This is a genomic window from Bacillus sp. (in: firmicutes), assembly GCA_012842745.1.
Lineage (GTDB): Bacteria > Bacillota > Bacilli > Bacillales > Bacillaceae_J > Schinkia.
The window spans coordinates 24,803-45,328 of record DUSF01000062.1; the positions used below are offsets into that span (position 1 = coordinate 24,803).

Genomic DNA, 20,526 nt, shown 5'->3' on the forward strand with positions numbered 1-20,526 from the left:
ATAGGGTAGTGGCTTTGGCAAAAACCAAAGCATTTTTCTGTTTATATATGCTCAAGTCATTTGCGCTTTTCTTACTAGGGGGGAATGATTCGTTTTGTTAGGATTACGATCGTATATTATAAAAAATGGAGAAGTAAAAACGGTTGCAAGCGGGTTCAATGAAGGACTTAAAGAACAATTAGTAGCTGGGTTATCCGGCTCAGCAAGAGCCTTGTTTATTGCAGCAATGTATATCGACACGAAACAACCGCAGCTCGTTGTCACCCATAATTTATACCAAGCTCAAAAAATATATGATGATTTAGTAGAGATTCTCGGTGAAGACGAGGTTTATTTATATCCTGTTAATGAATTAATTGCTGCGGAAATTGCAATTGCCAGTCCTGAGTTAAAGGGACAGCGCATCGATGCTTTAAATCATTGGTGTTCACGAAAAAACGGTATTTTAATTGCGCCTGTTGCAGGGCTTCGGAGAGTTTTACCACCGTTAGAAATATGGAAAAAAAGCCAGATTTATTTAGAGGTTGGTAAAGAACTAAACATAGAATCGTTCTTACTAACGCTTGTCAAAATGGGCTATGAGCGTGCGTCAATGGTGTCGACGCCGGGTGAATTTAGTATTCGTGGTGGGATTATTGATATTTACCCATTGACTGAAGAACGACCGCTTCGGATTGAGCTGTTTGATACGGAAATTGATTCGATTCGTTATTTTGATATTGAAGACCAACGCTCACTGCAAACGGTTAAGGAAATAGCGCTAGGCCCTGCAACGGAAGTGATTTTGTTTGACGAACATTTTGCTAAAGGTGCTGAACTATTAGAGCAGGGGCTTGCAAAAAGCTTGAAAAAAGTATCAGACCGCGCCGCAAAAGAAGCGCTTTCCGAAAATATTGCGTATGAAATTGAGCAATTAAAAAGATGCCAGCCGTTTCCAGAAATGTACAAGTATATGGCGTTATATTATGAAAGTCCTGCTAGTTTACTAGATTATTTACCGGAAAATGGAATTGTTGTTATGGATGAAATTAGCCGGATTCAAGAGATATCACAAAGTCTTGATAAGGAAGAGGCTGAATGGCAAATATCGCTTATCCAAGCAGGGAATTTTATTGTTGACTTATCCATTCATCATCATTTTCACGATTTATTAGAAAAGGCAAGACATCCGTTACTCTATTTATCTCTTTTTCTACGGCATGTACCACATACACATCCTGAAAATATTATTAATTTTACTTGTAAAACAATGCAAAGCTTTCATGGACAAATGGACTTGTTAAAAGGCGAGTTAGAGAGATGGAAAAAAGGGAATTATGCTGTTGTTTTTCTAGCTGCTAATGATGAGCGCATGGGGAAATTAGCCAATGTTTTAGCTGATTATAATATTGACGCTGAGATTCTTGCGAGGGATTCTGATCTTTCAACAGCCCGCTTTCAAATCATGCAAGGCGCATTAAGCAGCGGATTTGAATTGCCAATGCAGCATTTAGCAGTGATAACGGAAGAAGAACTGTTTAAGAAAAGGGCGAAAAAAATAGCCCGACGGCAAAAACTTTCTAACGCCGAACGGATTAAAAGCTATTCTGAGTTAAAAGTTGGCGATTATGTCGTTCATATTAACCATGGTATTGGCAAATATTTAGGAATCGAAACTTTAGAAATCAATGGGGTTCATAAAGATTATCTTCACCTTCGCTATTCAGGGAATGATAAGCTCTATGTGCCTGTTGAACAGATTGATCAAGTTCAAAAATATGTTGCGTCCGAAGGAAAAGAACCAAAAATATACAAGCTTGGCGGCAGCGACTGGAAAAAGGTTAAAACAAAGGTACAGAAATCCGTCCAAAACATTGCTGATGATTTAATAAAGCTTTATGCCGAAAGGGAAGCAAGTAAAGGCTATGCATTTTCGGAAGATGGCGAGGAACAACGTGAATTGGAAGCATCCTTTCAATATCAAGAAACAGAAGATCAACTGCGTTGTATTGAAGAAATTAAAAAGGATATGGAAAACGAGCGACCGATGGATCGTCTTCTTTGCGGTGATGTTGGTTACGGTAAAACAGAAGTGGCAATACGGGCCGTATTTAAAGCGATATTGGATGGCAAGCAAGTTGCCTTTTTAGTGCCAACAACGATTTTGGCACAACAGCATTACGAAACCATTCGCGAACGTTTTCAAGGTTTCCCTATTGAGGTCGGTCTACTTAGCCGTTTTCGTACAAAGAAACAGCAGACGGAGACGATTAAAGGTCTTAAAGCTGGGACGGTCGATGTCGTCATTGGTACTCACCGCATTTTGTCTAAAGATATTGCCTATCGAGATTTAGGCTTACTTGTAATCGATGAGGAACAGCGCTTCGGTGTTACTCACAAAGAAAAAATAAAGAAGCTAAAAGCAAATGTCGATGTCTTGACATTAACAGCAACACCAATTCCAAGGACACTTCATATGTCGATGTTGGGAGTCAGAGATTTATCGGTCATTGAAACACCGCCGGAAAATCGCTTTCCTATTCAAACCTATGTTGCAGAATACAATCTAGGTCTTGTCAGAGAAGCGATTGAGAGGGAATTAGCCCGTGACGGCCAAATTTATTTTCTCTACAATCGTGTCGAGGATATCGAACGTAAAGCGGAAGAGATCTCGATGCTTGTACCAGATGCAAGGGTAACATATGCTCATGGTCAAATGAACGAAAATGAGTTAGAATCGGTTATTTTATCATTTTTGGAAGGAGAATACGATGTTTTAGTGAGCACAACGATTATTGAAACAGGTGTCGATATCCCGAACGTCAATACATTAATTGTTTATGATGCCGACAAAATGGGACTTTCACAGCTATATCAGCTTCGCGGACGTGTTGGCCGTTCCAATCGGGTAGCATATGCGTATTTTACTTATCAAAAAGATAAAATTTTAACTGAGGTTGCTGAAAAACGACTTCAGGCCATTAAGGAATTCACAGAGCTTGGTTCAGGCTTTAAAATTGCCATGCGGGATTTATCGATTCGCGGTGCAGGTAACCTATTAGGCGCCGAACAGCACGGTTTTATTGATTCAGTTGGGTTTGATCTATATTCCCAAATGTTAAAAGAAGCGATTGAAGAAAGAAGAGGCAAACAAGACGAGCCTGTTTCTTATGATGTGGAAATTAATCTCGAAATCGATGCTTATATTCCAGCTGCATATATTCAAGATGAAAAGCAAAAAATTGATATGTATAAACGTTTCCGTTCATTAGATACTATCGAGGATGTAGAGGACTTACAGGATGAAATGATCGACCGCTTTGGTGAATTTCCTAAAGAGGTTGAGTACTTGTTCCGCATTTCAAGGCTTAAAGTTCACGCTAAAAAGCAAAAAGTAGAATCCGTTATTCAAAAGAAAAATGAAATTTGGATGTTGATGGATGCCACACCGGAGCAAATTAGTAAAGTGGTGGAGCTATCAGCAAAGTATGTGAAATATATTCGCTTAGGTCAAGAAGGGGATAAGTTAAAAATCATTACTGAGCAAAGAGGACAATCGATTGAGGGGCAATTTAAAGTAGTTGAGTCATTTCTGACGGAATTAAATAGGCTTGAACAGCAAGTAAGTTAATCGGCACTGGTAATCATTCCCATGTAGTAAATGATGAATTTTCACTTTCATGATGAATAGAACCGTAAACGTGTAAGATACTAAACACAAGAAAATGGTGATTTCTTCAATCAAAGGTGTTAACAACTAAATCACCAAAGATTTTCAATCATCAGATGAAAGTGAGGCATCGTGAATGAAAGCAACAGGTATCGTTCGTCGAATTGATGATTTAGGAAGAGTCGTAATCCCGAAGGAAATAAGAAGAACACTTAGGATTCGGGAAGGAGACCCATTAGAAATTTTTGTGGATCGAGATGGGGAAGTCATTTTAAAGAAATATTCACCTATTAGTGAACTAAGCGATTTTGCCAAGGAATATGCTGAAGCATTGTATGATAGCCTAGGACATATAGTACTAATCACTGATAGGGATTCATTTATTGCCGTTGCCGGTGGTTCGAAGAAGGAATACTTAAACCGTAATATTGGCCAAGTTATTGAAAAAGCAATGGAGGACCGACAAGTATTTTTAGAAACAGCGGAAAAAGATATTGAGATTATTGACGGTATAGAAGAAAAGGTGTCCTCCTATTGTATTGGACCAATCATAGCCAATGGAGACCCAATTGGAGCTGTCTTTATTATGTCTAAAGAAGGTAAACAGATTGGGGAAATTGAAAAAAAGGCAGCTGAAACAGCAGCAAGCTTTTTAGCTCGTCAAATGGAACAATAATACTTAAGGAAGCAGGGGACGGACGGTTCTCTTGCTTCCTTCTTTTATGCCCTTATATGGTGTATAATACCTTTTTGGGTAGCTATGTTGAAAGGAAGTGGGCTATGAATAAGCACGGTATTTTAAATGAAAAGCAGATTTTAAAAAGCGCCCTTATTTTAACAATAGCTGGTGTAATTACAAAAATATTAAGCGCCGCCTACCGCATTCCTTTTCAAAACATAGCTGGTGACATTGGTTTCTATATTTATCAGCAAGTGTATCCTTTTTATGGGATTGCATTGATTTTATCTACATACGGTTTCCCAGTCGTCATTTCAAAAATAATTGCCGAAGTAAAAGAGCGTAAGGAAAGTGAAGCTAGTCATGTAATGGTCGTTTCCTTTGTTTTTCTTTCATTATTCTTTATTGGCTTATTTTTGCTTTTATATACAGGTGCAGAAAAAATTGCTTCCGTAATGGGAGATTTGGAGTTATCAATACCGTTAAAAGTTGTTTCGTTTTCTTTATTATTCATACCAATTTTATCCGTCTTAAGGGGGTTTTTCCAAGGTCATCATAATATGACACCGACCGCGATTTCGCAAATTGGTGAACAAACGATTCGAGTTACGACAATCTTACTGGTTACTTATTTTCTACTATCAAAGGGATATTCTAGTTATATAGGTGGAGCTGGTGCCGTTTTTGGGTCAATTATAGGTGGTTTTTGTTCCACGCTTATTCTTCTCCTTTTTTGGATAAAAATGAATAAAGGTAATTGGAGCAGCGTTCCTAAATTATTGCCGTGGAAAAGTAGCTTTATAATGGTTAAAGCCATAGTGGTGCAGGGCTTTACTATATGCATTAGCAGCTTGTTTTTAATTCTTTTGCAATTGGTTGACGCGATGACATTATACTCACAGTTGCTAGAGAGCGGGAACTTTTCAATCACAGCGGCAAAAGTGGCGAAGGGTATATTTGACCGTGGACAGCCGCTTGTTCAATTAGGCACGGTTGTTGCCACATCATTATCATTGACGCTTGTTCCCCTTATTTCAAGCGCAAAGGCAAGAAATGATTTTCAATATATTAAGGAAAACGTGCATTTGTCCATCCGCATTAGTATCGTCGTTGGACTTGGGGCAGCGCTTGGTTTAATTGCTATTATAAAACCAACAAATTATATGCTATTTACGAATATGGATGGCTCATCGGTATTAGCTATTTTAGCTGTTACGATTCTTTTCAGCTCGATAACGATGACAGCAGCGGCGATTATTCAAGGACTTGGAAAACCATTTGCCCCTGCTATTTATGTGTTGATTAGTGTATTTTGTAAAATTATTTTTAACTATTTGCTTATTCCTTCTTTTGGAACGACAGGAGCAGCATTTGCCACGGTCATTGCTTATATAGTAGCTACTGTTTTACATATACGTTTGTTGGCAAATATGCTTCATTTGCAGTTCTTTTCAAGCTATATAAAGAAATCGTTGTTTGCCGGATTATGTATGGTCTTTTGTTTGTATAGCTATCAATTTTTGTTGACTCAGTTTTTTACTGCCTTTCAGGAAGGCAGCCGAATAGTAGCAACATTCCAATCGTTTTCGGCGGTGATCCTCGGAGGAATTATATATTTATTTTTAATTGTTAAAACAAATATTTTTTCTGAACAAGAGTTGCGTGCACTTCCGTTTGGAGAAAAATTAACGAAAGTAATGTAAAGGGGGAATGATTTACGATGGTGAATAAAATAACTGTGCTTGGCCTTGGTGCTGGAGACATTGAACAGTTGCCAATCGGTATTTACCGTAAGTTAAAAGAGGCCGATTGTTTGTTTTTGCGAACAAAGGAACATCCAGTTGTGAATGAGCTAGTGAAGGAAGGCCTTACCTTTCAATCATTTGATGAAATATACGAGAAAAATGAACAATTTGAAGATGTTTATGAGCAAATTGTTGGGATTTTAGTACAGAAGGTAAAGGAAGCTTCTATTATCTATGCTGTTCCTGGTCATCCACTTGTAGCTGAAAAGACGGTGAAAATGCTGCTAGAGTGTGCGGTTGATGAAGAATTTGAGGTTAAAATTGAAGGCGGTCAAAGCTTTTTCGATGCGATGTTTGCGGCATTGGAAATTGACCCAGTAGAAGGGTTTCAATTTTTGGATGGAACAGATCTTCATGAAAGTGATTTACAGCTTAGGCAGCATATGATTATTGGGCAAGTATATGATAGTTTCATCGCTTCTGAAGTTAAGCTAACGTTAATGGAACGGTTGCCGGATGATTATGAGGTTGTCATTGTTACTGCAGCGGGAAGTAAGAATGAAATACTTAAGCGAATTTCATTGTATGAGTTGGACCGTGAAGCTGAATTAAGTAATTTAACAAGCGTTTATGTTCCGCCTGTCCGTGATGAGGAGCTGTTATATGGAGAGTTTCAATCATTGCGTGCGGTAATCGCAGCTTTAAGGGGACCGAATGGCTGCCCGTGGGACCGTGAGCAGACGCATGAATCGCTGAAAAAATATTTAGTTGAAGAAACGTATGAAGTGTTAGATGCTATTGATCATGGCGACGATGATTTGCTCATTGAAGAATTGGGAGATGTTCTTTTGCAAGTGCTGCTTCACGCGCAGATTGGTGAAGATGATGGCTACTTCACAATTAACGATGTCATTCGTGCGATTACCGAAAAAATGATTAGAAGACATCCGCATGTTTTTGGTGATGTATCTGTTCATTCGGCAGCTGATGTCATGCGAAATTGGGAAGAAATAAAGCGGACGGAGAAAAAGGCAGAGGAACAAAACGAATCAATTTTAGACGGTATTCCAAAAGAACTGCCAAGCCTTTACAGAGCCTATGAACTTCAGAAAAAAGCCGCAAAAGTTGGCTTTGACTGGGAGGAAATTGGGCCGATGTGGGCGAAAGTAAAAGAGGAGCTTGCTGAATTTCAAAATGAAGCAGCAGCCGGTAATAAAGAAAAGCTTGAAAAGGAATTCGGTGATATTATTTTTGCACTTGTGAATATTGCTCGCTTTTATAAAATTGATCCAGAAGAAGGTTTGCGGGCAACAAATTTTAAATTTTATAATCGTTTTCGTTTTATTGAGGAGACAGTTAAACAAAAAGGTTATGATATTACAACGATGTCGCTTGAAGAGTTAGATGCCATATGGGAAGTGGCAAAGAAGCATCATCTTTAAATATTTTCAAAAAAAAGGGTGAGTTTTGGCATGGAAATGCGCTTAGATAAGTTTTTAAAAGTTTCAAGACTAATAAAACGAAGAACATTGGCAAAGGAAGTTGCTGACCAAGGAAGAATCTCGATTAATGGAAATCAAGCAAAAGCAAGTTCAACCGTTAAAGTTGGCGATGAGTTGGCAATTAAATTTGGCCAAAAGCTAGTCACTGTGAAAATTGAAGCGATTAAAGATACGACAAAAAAAGAAGAAGCCGCATCGATGTACACAGTTTTGAAGGAAGACCACTCCGTTTTTTAGGGTGGTTTTTCTTTTTTGCCTATAAAAGTAATGCTTGGTCTAAATTGTTTTTTTCTATCATATAGTTGAATAGAGGACTTGTGCGTCTAGCGAAAAGGTCCAAAAGTCCCTTTACAATTACTATTCATTACATTTACTATAGGAGGACAAAGTGATGGATCATTATTATGATATGGGAAATTCAAATAAGGGAACGACTCCCCAGCATGATGTCGTTATGAGAGGTAGAAGGACATTAGAAATATCGGGTGTAAAGCAAGTAGAAAGCTTTGATAATGAGGAATTTCTGTTAGAAACCGTTATGGGCTTTTTAGTGATTCGCGGCGAAAACCTACAGATGAAAAATCTTGATGTTGATAAAGGTGTTGTATCTATTAAAGGAAAGGTCTCTGCGTTTTCCTATATTGATGACCACCATGGGGAGAAAGCTAAAGGATTCTTTAGCAAGTTATTCAAATGAGTTTAACAATCCAGTTCAATACGATGATTGCCATGATTATAATGGGTGCATGGTTAGGGGCTGCACTTGATACATATGGTCGCTTCTTAAAGCGACCTAAGCGAGCCTCATGGTTCCTGTTTGTTAATGATATTTTGTTCTGGGTTGTACAGGCCTTGCTCTTTTTTTATGTACTTTTACATGTAAATGAGGGACAGCTTCGCTTTTATATAATTCTCGCAATTTTATGCGGATTTGCTGCTTATCAAAGCCTATTGAAAAATATATATGTAAAGCTATTAGAGTCTGTTATTAAAGCTTCCATTTGGACGTATCAGTTTATTCATCGAATCATTATTAATTTAATTGTACGTCCAGTCAAAATGTTAATTCAATTTTTATTAGTAACCATTATTTTTTTAGGAAATGTCATTGTTAAAATACTAAAGCTCGTATTTTTCATTATATATACGCCAATAAAATGGGTTTTTCAAATTTTGTGGCGATTTATGCCGCAAAAGTTCACAATATTTTTAAGAAGAATAGCAGGGTTTTTTATTAGAAGGAAGAATAATATAGTAAAATGGTGGAAGAGTTTCCGAAATTAGGGAGGGCAGTTGTGATGGAACCACTGCGAAGTCGTAAAATAACTACACTTCATTCCAATTACATAGATGAGCAAAAAGAACAGCAGCAAGAACTTAAGAGAAAGCGACGTGGTCTTTATCGCAGGTTAACAGTAATGGGGGTCATTGCTGTTGCTGCTTGTTATATCATCAGTTCCATTCTGCTTTCACAAACAGATGTTTTACAGAAAAAGGTTGAGGAAAAAATAGAGTTTGAAAAAAAATATGCTAATTTAAAGAAACAAGAGAAAAATCTCCGCGCGGAAAAGGTGAAGCTAAATGATAATGAATATGTTGCAAAGCTAGCGCGAAGTGAATATTTTCTATCAGAAGAAGGAGAAATCATTTTCAAGCTACCAAATGATAAAGAGTCATCATATTGACCGTCTTTTTTTGATTTAGTATAATGATAACAAAATGATTTTTAACAATTCAAGGAGGAGCATTTTTTTTATGTCAATTGAAGTGGGCAGCAAGTTACAAGGAAAGGTAACAGGAATCACCAATTTTGGCGCGTTTGTAGAGCTGCCAGAGGGTTCAACAGGTCTTGTTCATATTAGTGAAGTTGCTGATAATTATGTGAAAGATATAAATGAGTTCTTAAAAGTTGGCGACGAGGTAATGGTCAAAGTTTTAAATGTTGAGAAGGACGGTAAAATTGGATTATCAATCAAAAAGGCAAAAGAACAAGAGGAAACAGTTGCTTCTGAACGGCCACAACGTCAGCAACGCCCGCAGCGTTCACGAAATTCAAAGCCTGATAAGCGCAGTGGTGGAACTGTCGAGAATTTTGAATCAAAAATGTCTCGCTTCTTAAAGGATAGTGAAGATCGCTTAGCATCATTGAAGCGCCACACAGAATCAAAACGCGGCGGCCGTGGCGCGAGAAGAGGATAGAACGACGGAGTACTAGCACTTGCTATTAATTTTTAAAGCAAGTTTATATACAAATAATGGAAAGGCAAGCACCCAGTTTGGGTGCTTTAATTTTTTTGCTGTTTTTAGTATTTTGTTTTGGTACCTGCATATGATAGTAGAGATTAGGAAGTTATAATAACTTTTATTCAAGGGGGATATGATTGTGTGGGTTTTAACGCAATATGCACAAGACAGCATTAAAATGTTCGAGTTTGAAAATAAGGAAGAGGCGAGGAAAGAGTACGAAAAAATGGGAGGAAACAAAGTTCTTTCTGAAGTAATTTATTTTACGGATTTTGCAGAGGCGGATCTTATGAAAGAGCAACAATTATCATTTTCCTGAAATTGAAGGAAGCAGGGGACGATTCCCCCTGCTTCCTTTCTTTTCGCTAAATTCGACTACAGCAAATAGACAATTTTAATACTATGTTTATGTTGTTTCAAATTTTTATAGACGACAATACACATTTTCCAACAAAACACGTAAGGAATTGCAATGAAGCGGGTTACTTTTTTGACAAGCGAACATAAAAATGAGTCGAATAGTTTTTCTGCACTACCCTGATGATTTGACAAAAAAATAAAAATCACTGTGGTTTAATAGGAGACAATTATTTCTAGTCAGGGGAGTGTATTGAAATGCAAAAAGTAGAAAGGGAGTTGATTTTTCAGCCGCAAACCCGGGGGACAATGGAAGGTTGGTTGGACCGTTTAGGAACAAAGCTGGAACATCTTTTCATTAAAAAGGGTTTACTACTAGTAATTGTCGGCTTTTTACTTGGACGAGCATTAATTTTAGCGAAAATAGCGCCATTTGCATTGCCGTATTTTGCAGCTGTCTTTTTAATGAGAAGGGGAAAAACGGGACAAGCTGCAATTGCTGTCGTTCTTGGTGCATTATCAACATCGATTCCTAGCGGCGGTTTTACATTTGCTTCTATTGGGGCGTTTTTTATTTTTTACATTATTTTCTCAAAAATAAGCTCTAATCAAGTAAAGCTGCTTCCAACAATTGTTTTTGTTGCCAGTTTGGCAACAAGGCTGTTATTAACATATGTATTAAATCATGAGCTTTTCTACTACGATGTCATGATGGGCTTCGTAGAAGCGGGTTTAAGCTTTATTTTGACATTAATTTTTATTCAAAGTGTACCTTTAATAACAGCACGACGCAGGAAACAAGCTTTAAAGAATGAGGAAATCATTTGTTTAATCATTCTTTTGGCTTCTGTTTTAACAGGTACGATTGGTTGGTCTATTTATGATATTTCGGTTGAACATGTTTTATCAAGATATTTAGTGTTGTTATTCGCTTTTACTGGTGGGGCTGCGATTGGTTCTACTGTTGGTGTCGTCACTGGTTTAATTTTAAGCTTGGCGAATGTTGCTAGCCTTTATCAAATGAGTTTACTAGCCTTTTCCGGCCTTTTAGGTGGCCTTCTAAAGGATGGAAAAAAGATTGGTGTCGGAATCGGCTTGTTGATCGGAACATTATTAATTGGTTTATATGGGGAAGGCACAACAGATCTTTTGCCTACGATAATGGAGTCTTGTATGGCGATGGTGCTATTCTTTTTAACGCCGCGGCAAGTGTTCGTGAAGATTGCTAAGTTTATTCCTGGTACGGAGGAGCATGCACAGGAACAACAGCAATATATGCGAAAAATTAGGGATGTAACCGCTAAACGTGTTGAACAATTTTCAAATTTGTTTCAAGCACTTTCGAATAGCTTTAATTACCATGGGCTAGTTAGGAATGAAGATGATGATCATCGTGAGATTGATTATTTCCTAAGCAATGTTACCGAAAAAACTTGCCAAACTTGTTTTCGAAAAGCAAAATGCTGGGAAGACAACTTTACTACAACATATGATTATATGGTTGCGATTATGCATGATTGTGAAAAAAATGGTACGAAAACTTCAAATCGTTTATTGCAAAGAGACTGGGACAAGCATTGTGTCAAAGGTGCAAAGGTTTATGAGGAAATTAAGCAAGAGTTATCTTTTTACCACGCCAACCAAAGGCTAAAAAAGCAAGTAAAGGAAAGCAGGAAATTAGTAGCGGACCAACTATTAGGTGTCTCACAAGTGATGGATGATTTTGCAAAAGAGATTCAAAGGGAACGGGAAAATCACCAACACCAAGAGGAGCAAATTGTCGAAGCCTTGGCTGGAATGGGCATTGAACTTGGACAAATTGATATATATAGCTTAAAGTTTGGCAATGTAGATATTGAATTAAGTATTCCATATTGCCATGGCACTGGTGAAGCTGAAAAGGTGATTGCCCCAATGTTATCCGATATATTAGGAGAAACAATTGTTGTACGAAAAGAAGAATGTGCCCCATTTCCACAAGGGTTTTGTCAAGTAGCGTTAGGTTCATCAAAAGCGTTTATTGTAGAAACCGGTGTGGCCCATGCAGCTAAAGGTGGGGCATTTGTATCAGGAGATTGTTATTCAACGATTGAATTAGGAGCAGGCAAATATGCTATCGCGATAAGTGATGGAATGGGTAATGGCGAGAGGGCTTTTTTGGAGAGCAATGAAACGATTGTGTTGCTCCGAAAGATTTTGCAGTCTGGCATTGAAGAAAAAGTAGCCATTAAGTCTGTAAATTCAGTTTTATCACTACGGACAACAGATGAAATTTTCTCAACATTAGATTTGGCGATGATTGACCTCCAGGATGCCAATGTAAAATTTCTTAAAATCGGCTCAGCGCCGAGCTTTATTAAAAGAGGAGATATTGTTAAAAAAATTGAAGCAAGCAATTTGCCAATTGGCATTATTCAAGATTTCGAGGTAGATGTTGTTAGTGATCAGTTGAAATCTGGTGATTTATTAGTGATGATGAGCGATGGTGTGTTTGAAGGGCCATCACATGTGGAAAACTACGATGTTTGGATGAAAAGAAAGTTGAAGGAAATTGCAACAGATGATCCACAGGCCATTGCTGATATTTTATTGGAGGAGGTTATCCGCACGAGCGGGCAAATTAAAGATGATATGACCGTCATTGTAGCGAAAGTGAAGCATAATATCCCAAAATGGGCTTCTATTCCGGTGTATTCTAGTAAAAAGGCACTATAGTGTATATTTCCCTTTTTATTCGTTAAAAATGGTAACAGATTATGATGGAGGAGATAACGAATGAAAAAAGGGACATTAAAACAAATTTTACTTATTACGGATGGGTGCTCGAATTCAGGAGAAGATCCAGTAGCAATGGCGGCCCTTGCAAAAGAGCAGGGAATAACGGTAAATGTGATTGGCGTAGTGCTAAATGATTCTGTCGGTGACCAAGGTAAATATGAAATAGACGCGATTGCGATGAGCGGGGGCGGCATAAGTCAGATTGTCTATGCCCAACAGCTTTCGCAAACCGTGCAAATGGTAACGAGAAAAGCGATGACGCAAACTCTTCAAGGTGTTGTAAATTCAGAACTAAAGCATATTCTTGGTAATCAAAGTTCAATCGAAGATCTCCCACCAGAAAAACGCGGTGAGGTGATGGAAGTAGTTGATGAACTTGGCGAAACTGTTAATTTGGAAGTATTAATTTTAGTAGATAGTAGCGGAAGTATGCGGGATAAAATACCAACTGTAAAGGAGGCATTATTTGATTTATCAATTAGTTTAAATTCAAGAATTGGTCAAAATCGTTTTTCGATGTTTGCTTTCCCGGGAAAGCGGGATGAGGTTGATAAAATACTAGATTGGACGCCGAAGCTAGATTCAATCTCAAGCGTTTTTCCAAGATTAACGTCAGGTGGTATTACCCCAACAGGGCCTGCTATTCGTGAGGCAATTCAATACTTTACTAAGAAGAAACCACGTTCATTAAGGAGCTGGATTTCTCGTGATGATGAATACATCGAAGAAACCGGCCTATAATGTAACGCCAGGCACTATTATCGAAGGCAAGTGGCATCGTAAAAGCTATTTTGTTGTTAAGTCTCTAGGATATGGGGCAACGGGAAGCGTTTATTTGGTGAAAGGGAGGGAAGGTTTAGTTGCCTTAAAAATAAGTGACGATAGTATGGCGATTACTTCTGAAGTAAATGTGCTCCGTCACTTTTCTAAGGTCCAAGGCTGCCTTGGGCCTTCTTTGCTTGATGTGGATGATTGGGTGTTGCCAGGAGGTAGAATTGTTCTTCCATTTTATGTAATGGAATATTTAAAAGGGCTTGATTTTTTATCATTTATAAAGAAGAATGGTCAGGAGTGGCTAGGTGTCCTTGTACTACAGCTTTTATCAGATTTAGAGCAACTTCATCAAGCAGGATGGGTCTTCGGTGATTTAAAGCCGGATAATCTGCTTGTTGTCGGTCCACCACCAAAAGTCAGATTGCTCGATGTTGGCGGAACAACAATAAAGGGCCGCTCCATTAAGGAATTTACGGAGTTTTATGATCGTGGCTATTGGAATTTAGGCTCACGGAAAGCGGAACCTTCCTATGATTTATTTGCGGTTGCGATGATTATACTGAACACAGCTTATCCACACCGTTTTTCAAAAAAAGGGGAGGTAGGCGATTACTATTCACAGCTAGTTAGGGCCATCCAAACAGCATCGTCATTAAGAAAATACGAAAATGTGATGGTCAAAGCCATTAAAGGACGTTATCTTTCTGCACGGGAAATGAGGTCTGATTTAATAGTAGCAATCAGCCCCCAGTACAATAGGAATAAGGCGGTGGCTCCTCCGGTAAATAAAAAGATAAATTACTCTAAATTCATCCCAAAGCAAGAGGTTATTCCAAAGTCAACTAGAAATAAATTTAAGGGTGTCATTGAAACGATTATTATTGCTGTTTTTTTACTTGTTGCCTACTTTCTTTATATTGCTGGACAAATCATGTAATTTTTCTGTTAAAATATACTACTGAAATGAATATAATTTTTATAAAGGAAGATTAATAATGAAGCGTGAAAAAGTTGAGCAATTTATTGAAAAGCATAGGCTGTTAACGAAGGAATCCGTCGTTGTAGTCGGTGTTTCAGGAGGATCGGATTCGATTGCCCTGCTTCATTATTTGTGGACGATAAAAGACAAATGGGCTTTAACAATCATCGCTGCTCATGTTGATCACATGTTTCGGGGAGAGGAATCTTATCAGGACTTACTTTTTGTGAAGGCATTTTGTGAGGACTATCATATTCAGTTCGAAGGTACTTCCGTTGATGTACCTGCCTATATGAAGATGCACAATGTAAGCGTACAGGTTGCAGCGCGGGAATGTAGGTATGATTTTTATAATAGAGTTTTAGAAAAATATAATGCAGATTATTTGGCATTGGCACATCATGGTGATGATCAGGTGGAAACAATGCTAATGAGAATGGTGCGCGGCAGCTACGGCAAAGCTTTGGCAGGAATACCTGTAAGGCGCGATTTTCACAGAGCGACAATTATCCGTCCATTCTTATGTTTGACTAAGGTAGAAATAGAACAATATATAGATGAATGTAATCTCTCCTATCGGCTTGACCCTAGCAATAAGCAAGATGATTATCAAAGAAATCGATTTCGACACCATATTCTTCCTTTACTGAAAAAAGAAAACCCGAACGTTTCGGAGCGGTTTCAGGCTATAAGTGAATTATTATTTGAAGACCAAAAGCTGTTAGATGAGTACGCAGCGCGGGAATTAGAGAAGATAATAATTGAGAAAACGGGGACAAAAGCAGTCTTCCTTATAAATAAGTTTCAAGACATGCCTATTTCTTTACAAAGAAGGGCTATTCATCTAATATTAAAATATCTTTATAAAGGAATCCCTTCCAATTTAGCTACAATACATATTAATCAACTATTATCGTTGCTAAATCATAAACATCCTTCAGGTACATTACATTTTCCAAAAGGCATGATTGTAATAAAGTCCTATAACGAATGTACATTAACAATTGAAAAGGATGAAAAGCAGCAATTATTTTTTTCTTATTCTTTATCAGTGCCGGGGGAAGTTTATATAACAGAGGATTCTTCAATAAAAGCTGAATGGATTCAGTCTATTCCGGAAAACATAGACGGAATTGATTTTTTTATCTGTAATCCTGAAGAAATTGCCTTTCCACTACATATTCGCAATCGAAAGACGGGCGACAGGATGACCTTAAAAGGAATGAGTGGAACGAAAAAAATTAAAGATATTTTCATTGATGAAAAGCTTCCAAGGGACAAAAGAGATTCTTGGCCAATTGTTGAAGATGCAAATGGTCAAATACTTTGGCTTCCATTATTAAAAAAATCAGCCTTTTCCTTGAGGAAACAACATAGTGAACAGTGTAAGAGTCATTATTTTTTATTATTACAATACATAGTGTACAACCAAGAGCTCTAGGAGGAACAAGGAATGAAGCATGATATTAAAGAGGTACTTATTTCAGAAGGGGAGATTCAAAATAGGATTAAAGAACTTGGAGCTATTTTGACTGAGGAATATCAAGATCGGTTTCCGTTGGTGATTGGCGTATTAAAAGGCGCGGTTGCTTTTATGAGCGATATTGTCAAAAATATGAACATCCATCTTGAAATGGACTTCATGGATGTTTCAAGCTATGGAAGCTCAACTGTTTCATCTGGTGAGGTTAAAATAGTGAAAGACTTAAATACATCTGTTGAAGGTCGGGATATTATTATTGTTGAGGATATTATTGATAGTGGTCTTACATTAAATTATCTCGTCGAACTTCTTCATTATCGCAAAGCTAAATCAATTAAGATTGTAACATTACTTGATAAACCAACAGGTCGTAAAGTTGATCTTAATGCTGATTTAGTTGGTTTCAATGTACCAAATGCGTTCGTCGTCGGCTATGGATTAGACTATGCTGAGAAATATCGTAATCTTCCTTATATCGGTGTTTTAAAGCCTGAGGTTTACGAAAGTTAGTAATTTCGCGCTATAATAGAAAAAATATCCTTTTTATAATTGTAATTTGTTGTGTTTTTTTAATTTTGTATGGTACCATTTACTATAGTTTGTTTGCTTCGCAGGAGGAGGTAAGTGATGAATCGGATCTTCCGTAATACAATTTTCTATTTATTAATTTTCTTGGTTGTTATCGGAGTAGTAAGCTTCTTTAGTGGCACTGGTCAAAAACAAGAACAACTAACATATGACCAATTCATGTCCCACGTAGAAAAAGGCGATATAAAGTCAATAACAATACAACCGGAAAGACTAGTATATGAAATAAGGGGCCAGCTAAAATCATATAGTGAAGGCCAATATTTCGTTTCATATGTTCTTCAAACAGAGACGGCTTCAAATTTCATCGAAATGATAAGGCAAAGTGGTGCTAAAGTTGAACCTTTACCAGCTGAAGAAACGAGCGGGTGGGTAACCTTCTTTACATCGATTATTCCTTTTATCATTATCTTTATTTTGTTCTTTTTCTTGCTAAATCAAGCCCAAGGTGGCGGAAGCCGGGTTATGAACTTTGGTAAGAGTAAGGCAAAGCTTTATAGTGAAGAAAAGAAAAAGGTTCGTTTTAAAGATGTTGCCGGTGCAGATGAAGAAAAGCAAGAACTTGTTGAAGTTGTAGAATTTTTAAAAGACCCACGCAAATTTGCAGCATTAGGGGCTCGTATTCCAAAAGGTGTTCTGCTTGTCGGACCTCCGGGAACTGGTAAGACGCTACTTGCTCGTGCTGTTGCAGGTGAAGCAGGAGTGCCGTTTTTCTCTATAAGTGGTTCGGACTTTGTGGAAATGTTTGTCGGTGTCGGTGCCTCACGTGTTCGCGATTTATTTGAAAATGCGAAAAAGAACGCACCATGTATAATTTTCATTGACGAAATCGATGCTGTCGGTCGTCAACGTGGCGCTGGCCTTGGCGGTGGTCATGATGAACGTGAACAAACATTGAACCAGTTACTTGTTGAAATGGATGGTTTTGGTGCGAATGAGGGTATCATTATTATTGCGGCAACAAACCGCCCTGATATTCTAGACCCAGCGTTACTACGTCCTGGTCGATTTGACCGTCAAATTACAGTCGACAGACCAGATGTAAAAGGTCGGGAAGCGGTTTTAGGCGTCCATGCTAAAAATAAACCGTTGGCAGAGGATGTAAATCTAAAAACTATCGCATTACGTACACCTGGATTTTCAGGTGCTGATCTTGAAAATCTGTTAAATGAAGCAGCGCTTGTCGCCGCAAGATTCGATAAAAAGGTGATTACGGTTGAGGATATTGATGAAGCGATTGACCGTGTCATTGCCGGGCCGGCAAAAAAGAGCAGGGTAATTTCTGAAAAAGAACGTAAAATCGTTGCTTATCATGAGGCGGGACATACAATTATTGGGGTTGTGCTCGAAGAAGCGGACATGGTCCACAAGGTCACCATCGTTCCGCGCGGGCAAGCAGGTGGATATGCTGTTATGCTTCCGAAAGAAGACCGTTATTTTATGACAAAACCAGAGCTGCTTGATAAAATTACCGGTTTGCTTGGCGGACGTGTCGCTGAGGAGATTGTGCTTGGTGATGTAAGTACAGGTGCTCATAACGACTTTCAAAGAGCAACAAGTATTGCCCGGAAAATGGTAACAGAGTATGGTATGAGTGACAAACTTGGACCAATGCAATTCGGGAACGCATCTAGTGGTCAAGTATTCCTAGGCCGCGATATAAATAATGAGCAAAACTATAGTGATGCGATTGCCCATGAAATTGATATGGAAATTCAACGTATTATTAGAGAATGCTATGATAAGGCTAAGAGAATTTTAACTGAACATTCCGAGCAGCATCATTTAATTGCAAAAACACTGCTAGAAATTGAAACGTTGGATGCAGAACAAATTAGGCACTTATTTGATCATGGAACATTGCCTGAAGGCAACAATGGAAAAGAGAAGACTCCAACTTCATCTAAAGATGAAACTACGAAAGATGACGTGATTGTTAACATCAATACAAAAAATGATGATAACGAACCGCCGAAAGAGTAATTTTTAAAAATGAGGCTGACCCCTATGTTTTGGGTTAGCCTCATTTTTAGCTCCTATTTCGAAAGCGTTGTAAAAATCTTGATACAGGGTGATGATATATGATTTTTGTTTTTGATGTTGGAAATACAAATACAGTACTCGGTGTCTTTGATGGCGAAGTTTTAAAGCATCATTGGAGAATTGAAACAAGCCGACATAAAACGGAAGATGAGTATGGGATGATAATTAAGGAGTTATTTACCCATGTCGGAATTAAATCTACCGATATTAGCGGCATCATTATTTCCTCCGTTGTTCCGCCGATTATGTTTTCATTAGAAAGAATGTGTGAAAAATACTTTCATATTACCCCGATGATTGTAGGACCTGGTATTAAAACGGGATTAAATATCAAGTACGATAATCCGAAAGAGGTTGGTGCAGATCGGATTGTCAATGCGGTGGCAGGCATTCATCAATATGGGGCTCCGTTAATTATTGTTGATTTTGGTACCGCTACAACATATTGCTACATCGACGAGGACAAGCATTACGTGGGGGGGGCAATCGCGCCGGGAATTAATATTTCTACAGAGGCTTTATATACAAAGGCAGCTAAATTACCTCGTATTGAAATTGCTAAACCAAATGGAGTCGTTGGCAAAAATACAGTCCATGCAATGCAGGCAGGTATTTTGTATGGTTATGTTGGTCAGGTTGAGGGAATTGTAAGAAGGATGAAGGAACAAGCCGTCGCCGCGCCAAAGGTTATCGCAACAGGTGGATTGGCACCGCTTATTGCCAAGGAATCAGATGCCATTGATATCGTTGATCCATTTTTAACATTAAAGGGCTTGCAAATGATTTTTGCCCGTAACCAAGCCGGTGAAAGGAGTAAACTCGATGTCTGATTATTTAATAAAAGCATTGGCTTATGACGGCCAAGTGAGAGCGTATGGTATTAATTCAACAGAAACGGTTTCTGAAGGGCAAAGGCGCCATGATACATGGGCTACTGCATCAGCAGCACTTGGACGCGCAATGACCGCGGCAACAATGATGGGAGCGATGTTAAAAGGGGACGATAAAATTACCGTAAAAATTGAGGGCGGCGGTCCAATTGGCGCCATTCTTGTTGATGCCAACGCAAGAGGCGAGGTGCGCGGCTATGTTTCAAATCCACATGTTGACTTTGAATTAAATGAACATGGAAAATTAGATGTTACTAGAGCAGTCGGTAATACTGGCTTTTTATCTGTCGTAAAGGATTTAGGGATGCGTGAACATTTCACAGGCCAAGTACCGCTTGTATCAGGTGAATTAGGTGAAGATTTTACATATTATTTTGCTGCTTCTGAACAAGTACCATCTGCAGTCGGGGTAGGTGTATTGGTAAATCCAGACCATTCTATCTTGGCAGCTGGAGGATTCATTATTCAGTTACTGCCAGGGACAAGCGATGAAACGATTGATAAAATTGAAAAACAAATTAATTCGATTCCGCCCATTTCCAAGTTAATTCAAGATGGATTGACACCAGAAGAAATTTTAGAAAAATTACTTGGTGAAATAAAAATTTTAGAAAAAATGCCTGTTTCGTTTAAATGCACATGCTCAAAGGAAAGACTAGCTAATGCGATTGTGAGTTTAGGGGCGGATGAAATAAAAGCAATGATTGAAGAGGATGGCAAGGCAGATGCCCATTGTAACTTCTGTAATGAGGAATATCATTTTACGGTGGCAGACTTAACAGAGCTTTTAGAACGAAAAAACTATTGACAATAAT

Annotated in this window: 18 protein-coding genes; all 18 read left to right on the plus strand. The window is 38.2% G+C overall.

Annotated features, from left to right (window positions below; translation table 11 throughout):
- Positions 1-94: 94 nt before the first annotated feature.
- The 18 genes from mfd (at position 95) to hslO (ending at position 20,519) form a co-directional block, all read left to right on the plus strand.
- Complete coding sequence (gene mfd / locus GX497_18150; protein HHY75100.1) at positions 95-3,610, plus strand: transcription-repair coupling factor; 3,516 nt, start codon at positions 95-97, stop codon at positions 3,608-3,610.
- Between the two features lie 175 nt (positions 3,611-3,785).
- The gene (spoVT, locus tag GX497_18155; GenBank protein HHY75101.1) at positions 3,786-4,325 is read left to right on the plus strand and encodes a stage V sporulation protein T; all 540 of its coding nucleotides are present in this window, start codon (positions 3,786-3,788) and stop codon (positions 4,323-4,325) included.
- Positions 4,326-4,429: 104 nt separating this feature from the next.
- Positions 4,430-6,031 (plus strand): polysaccharide biosynthesis protein, encoded by a 1,602-nt coding sequence (locus GX497_18160; GenBank protein HHY75102.1) that lies wholly within the window; start codon positions 4,430-4,432, stop codon positions 6,029-6,031.
- Between the two features lie 20 nt (positions 6,032-6,051).
- Entirely contained in the window at positions 6,052-7,515 is a 1,464-nt protein-coding gene (mazG, locus tag GX497_18165; GenBank protein HHY75103.1) for a nucleoside triphosphate pyrophosphohydrolase, read from the plus strand.
- 36 nt (positions 7,516-7,551) lie between these two features.
- On the plus strand, positions 7,552-7,812 hold the full coding sequence (locus tag GX497_18170) for an RNA-binding S4 domain-containing protein (protein HHY75104.1): 261 nt from the start codon (positions 7,552-7,554) through the stop codon (positions 7,810-7,812).
- Between the two features lie 154 nt (positions 7,813-7,966).
- Positions 7,967-8,272 carry a sporulation protein YabP gene (gene yabP, locus GX497_18175; protein HHY75105.1) on the plus strand — a complete coding sequence of 102 codons (306 nt, stop codon included), beginning with the start codon at positions 7,967-7,969 and terminating at the stop codon, positions 8,270-8,272.
- Positions 8,269-8,859 (plus strand): spore cortex biosynthesis protein YabQ, encoded by a 591-nt coding sequence (gene yabQ / locus GX497_18180; GenBank protein HHY75106.1) that lies wholly within the window; start codon positions 8,269-8,271, stop codon positions 8,857-8,859. Before yabP ends, yabQ begins: the two co-directional genes overlap by 4 nt.
- Before the next feature lie 14 nt (positions 8,860-8,873).
- Positions 8,874-9,260: a cell division protein DivIC gene (locus GX497_18185; GenBank protein ID HHY75107.1), complete on the plus strand. Its 387-nt coding sequence runs from the start codon at positions 8,874-8,876 to the stop codon at positions 9,258-9,260.
- 70 nt (positions 9,261-9,330) lie between these two features.
- Entirely contained in the window at positions 9,331-9,774 is a 444-nt protein-coding gene (locus GX497_18190; GenBank protein HHY75108.1) for an RNA-binding protein S1, read from the plus strand.
- Positions 9,775-9,958: 184 nt separating this feature from the next.
- On the plus strand, positions 9,959-10,138 hold the full coding sequence (locus GX497_18195; protein ID HHY75109.1) for a hypothetical protein: 180 nt from the start codon (positions 9,959-9,961) through the stop codon (positions 10,136-10,138).
- Between the two features lie 296 nt (positions 10,139-10,434).
- Complete coding sequence (gene spoIIE / locus GX497_18200; GenBank protein HHY75110.1) at positions 10,435-12,891, plus strand: stage II sporulation protein E; 2,457 nt, start codon at positions 10,435-10,437, stop codon at positions 12,889-12,891.
- Between the two features lie 60 nt (positions 12,892-12,951).
- Positions 12,952-13,695: a VWA domain-containing protein gene (locus GX497_18205; protein HHY75111.1), complete on the plus strand. Its 744-nt coding sequence runs from the start codon at positions 12,952-12,954 to the stop codon at positions 13,693-13,695.
- Positions 13,664-14,665 carry a protein kinase family protein gene (locus GX497_18210; GenBank protein HHY75112.1) on the plus strand — a complete coding sequence of 334 codons (1,002 nt, stop codon included), beginning with the start codon at positions 13,664-13,666 and terminating at the stop codon, positions 14,663-14,665. Before GX497_18205 ends, GX497_18210 begins: the two co-directional genes overlap by 32 nt.
- Positions 14,666-14,723: 58 nt before the next feature.
- Entirely contained in the window at positions 14,724-16,148 is a 1,425-nt protein-coding gene (tilS, locus tag GX497_18215) for a tRNA lysidine(34) synthetase TilS (protein ID HHY75113.1), read from the plus strand.
- Positions 16,149-16,160: 12 nt separating this feature from the next.
- Positions 16,161-16,700, plus strand: a complete 540-nt coding sequence (gene hpt / locus GX497_18220; GenBank protein ID HHY75114.1) for a hypoxanthine phosphoribosyltransferase — start codon at positions 16,161-16,163, stop codon at positions 16,698-16,700.
- 117 nt (positions 16,701-16,817) lie between these two features.
- On the plus strand, positions 16,818-18,761 hold the full coding sequence (locus tag GX497_18225) for an ATP-dependent metallopeptidase FtsH/Yme1/Tma family protein (protein ID HHY75115.1): 1,944 nt from the start codon (positions 16,818-16,820) through the stop codon (positions 18,759-18,761).
- A gap of 98 nt (positions 18,762-18,859) precedes the next feature.
- The gene (locus GX497_18230; protein ID HHY75116.1) at positions 18,860-19,651 is read left to right on the plus strand and encodes a type III pantothenate kinase; all 792 of its coding nucleotides are present in this window, start codon (positions 18,860-18,862) and stop codon (positions 19,649-19,651) included.
- Positions 19,644-20,519 carry an Hsp33 family molecular chaperone HslO gene (hslO, locus tag GX497_18235; GenBank protein ID HHY75117.1) on the plus strand — a complete coding sequence of 292 codons (876 nt, stop codon included), beginning with the start codon at positions 19,644-19,646 and terminating at the stop codon, positions 20,517-20,519. Before GX497_18230 ends, hslO begins: the two co-directional genes overlap by 8 nt.
- Positions 20,520-20,526: the final 7 nt, after the last annotated feature.

Coding starts and splice junctions, on each gene's coding strand:
- GX497_18190 (HHY75108.1), top strand. CDS start 9,331: ATGTCAATTGAAGTGGGCAGCAAGTTACAAGGAAAGGTAACAGGAATC.
- spoVT (HHY75101.1), top strand. CDS start 3,786: ATGAAAGCAACAGGTATCGTTCGTCGAATTGATGATTTAGGAAGAGTC.
- GX497_18205 (HHY75111.1), top strand. CDS start 12,952: ATGAAAAAAGGGACATTAAAACAAATTTTACTTATTACGGATGGGTGC.
- GX497_18230 (HHY75116.1), top strand. CDS start 18,860: ATGATTTTTGTTTTTGATGTTGGAAATACAAATACAGTACTCGGTGTC.
- GX497_18225 (HHY75115.1), top strand. CDS start 16,818: ATGAATCGGATCTTCCGTAATACAATTTTCTATTTATTAATTTTCTTG.
- GX497_18210 (HHY75112.1), top strand. CDS start 13,664: ATGATGAATACATCGAAGAAACCGGCCTATAATGTAACGCCAGGCACT.
- yabQ (HHY75106.1), top strand. CDS start 8,269: ATGAGTTTAACAATCCAGTTCAATACGATGATTGCCATGATTATAATG.
- yabP (HHY75105.1), top strand. CDS start 7,967: ATGGATCATTATTATGATATGGGAAATTCAAATAAGGGAACGACTCCC.
- spoIIE (HHY75110.1), top strand. CDS start 10,435: ATGCAAAAAGTAGAAAGGGAGTTGATTTTTCAGCCGCAAACCCGGGGG.
- GX497_18170 (HHY75104.1), top strand. CDS start 7,552: ATGCGCTTAGATAAGTTTTTAAAAGTTTCAAGACTAATAAAACGAAGA.
- hpt (HHY75114.1), top strand. CDS start 16,161: ATGAAGCATGATATTAAAGAGGTACTTATTTCAGAAGGGGAGATTCAA.
- hslO (HHY75117.1), top strand. CDS start 19,644: ATGTCTGATTATTTAATAAAAGCATTGGCTTATGACGGCCAAGTGAGA.
- tilS (HHY75113.1), top strand. CDS start 14,724: ATGAAGCGTGAAAAAGTTGAGCAATTTATTGAAAAGCATAGGCTGTTA.
- GX497_18160 (HHY75102.1), top strand. CDS start 4,430: ATGAATAAGCACGGTATTTTAAATGAAAAGCAGATTTTAAAAAGCGCC.
- GX497_18185 (HHY75107.1), top strand. CDS start 8,874: ATGGAACCACTGCGAAGTCGTAAAATAACTACACTTCATTCCAATTAC.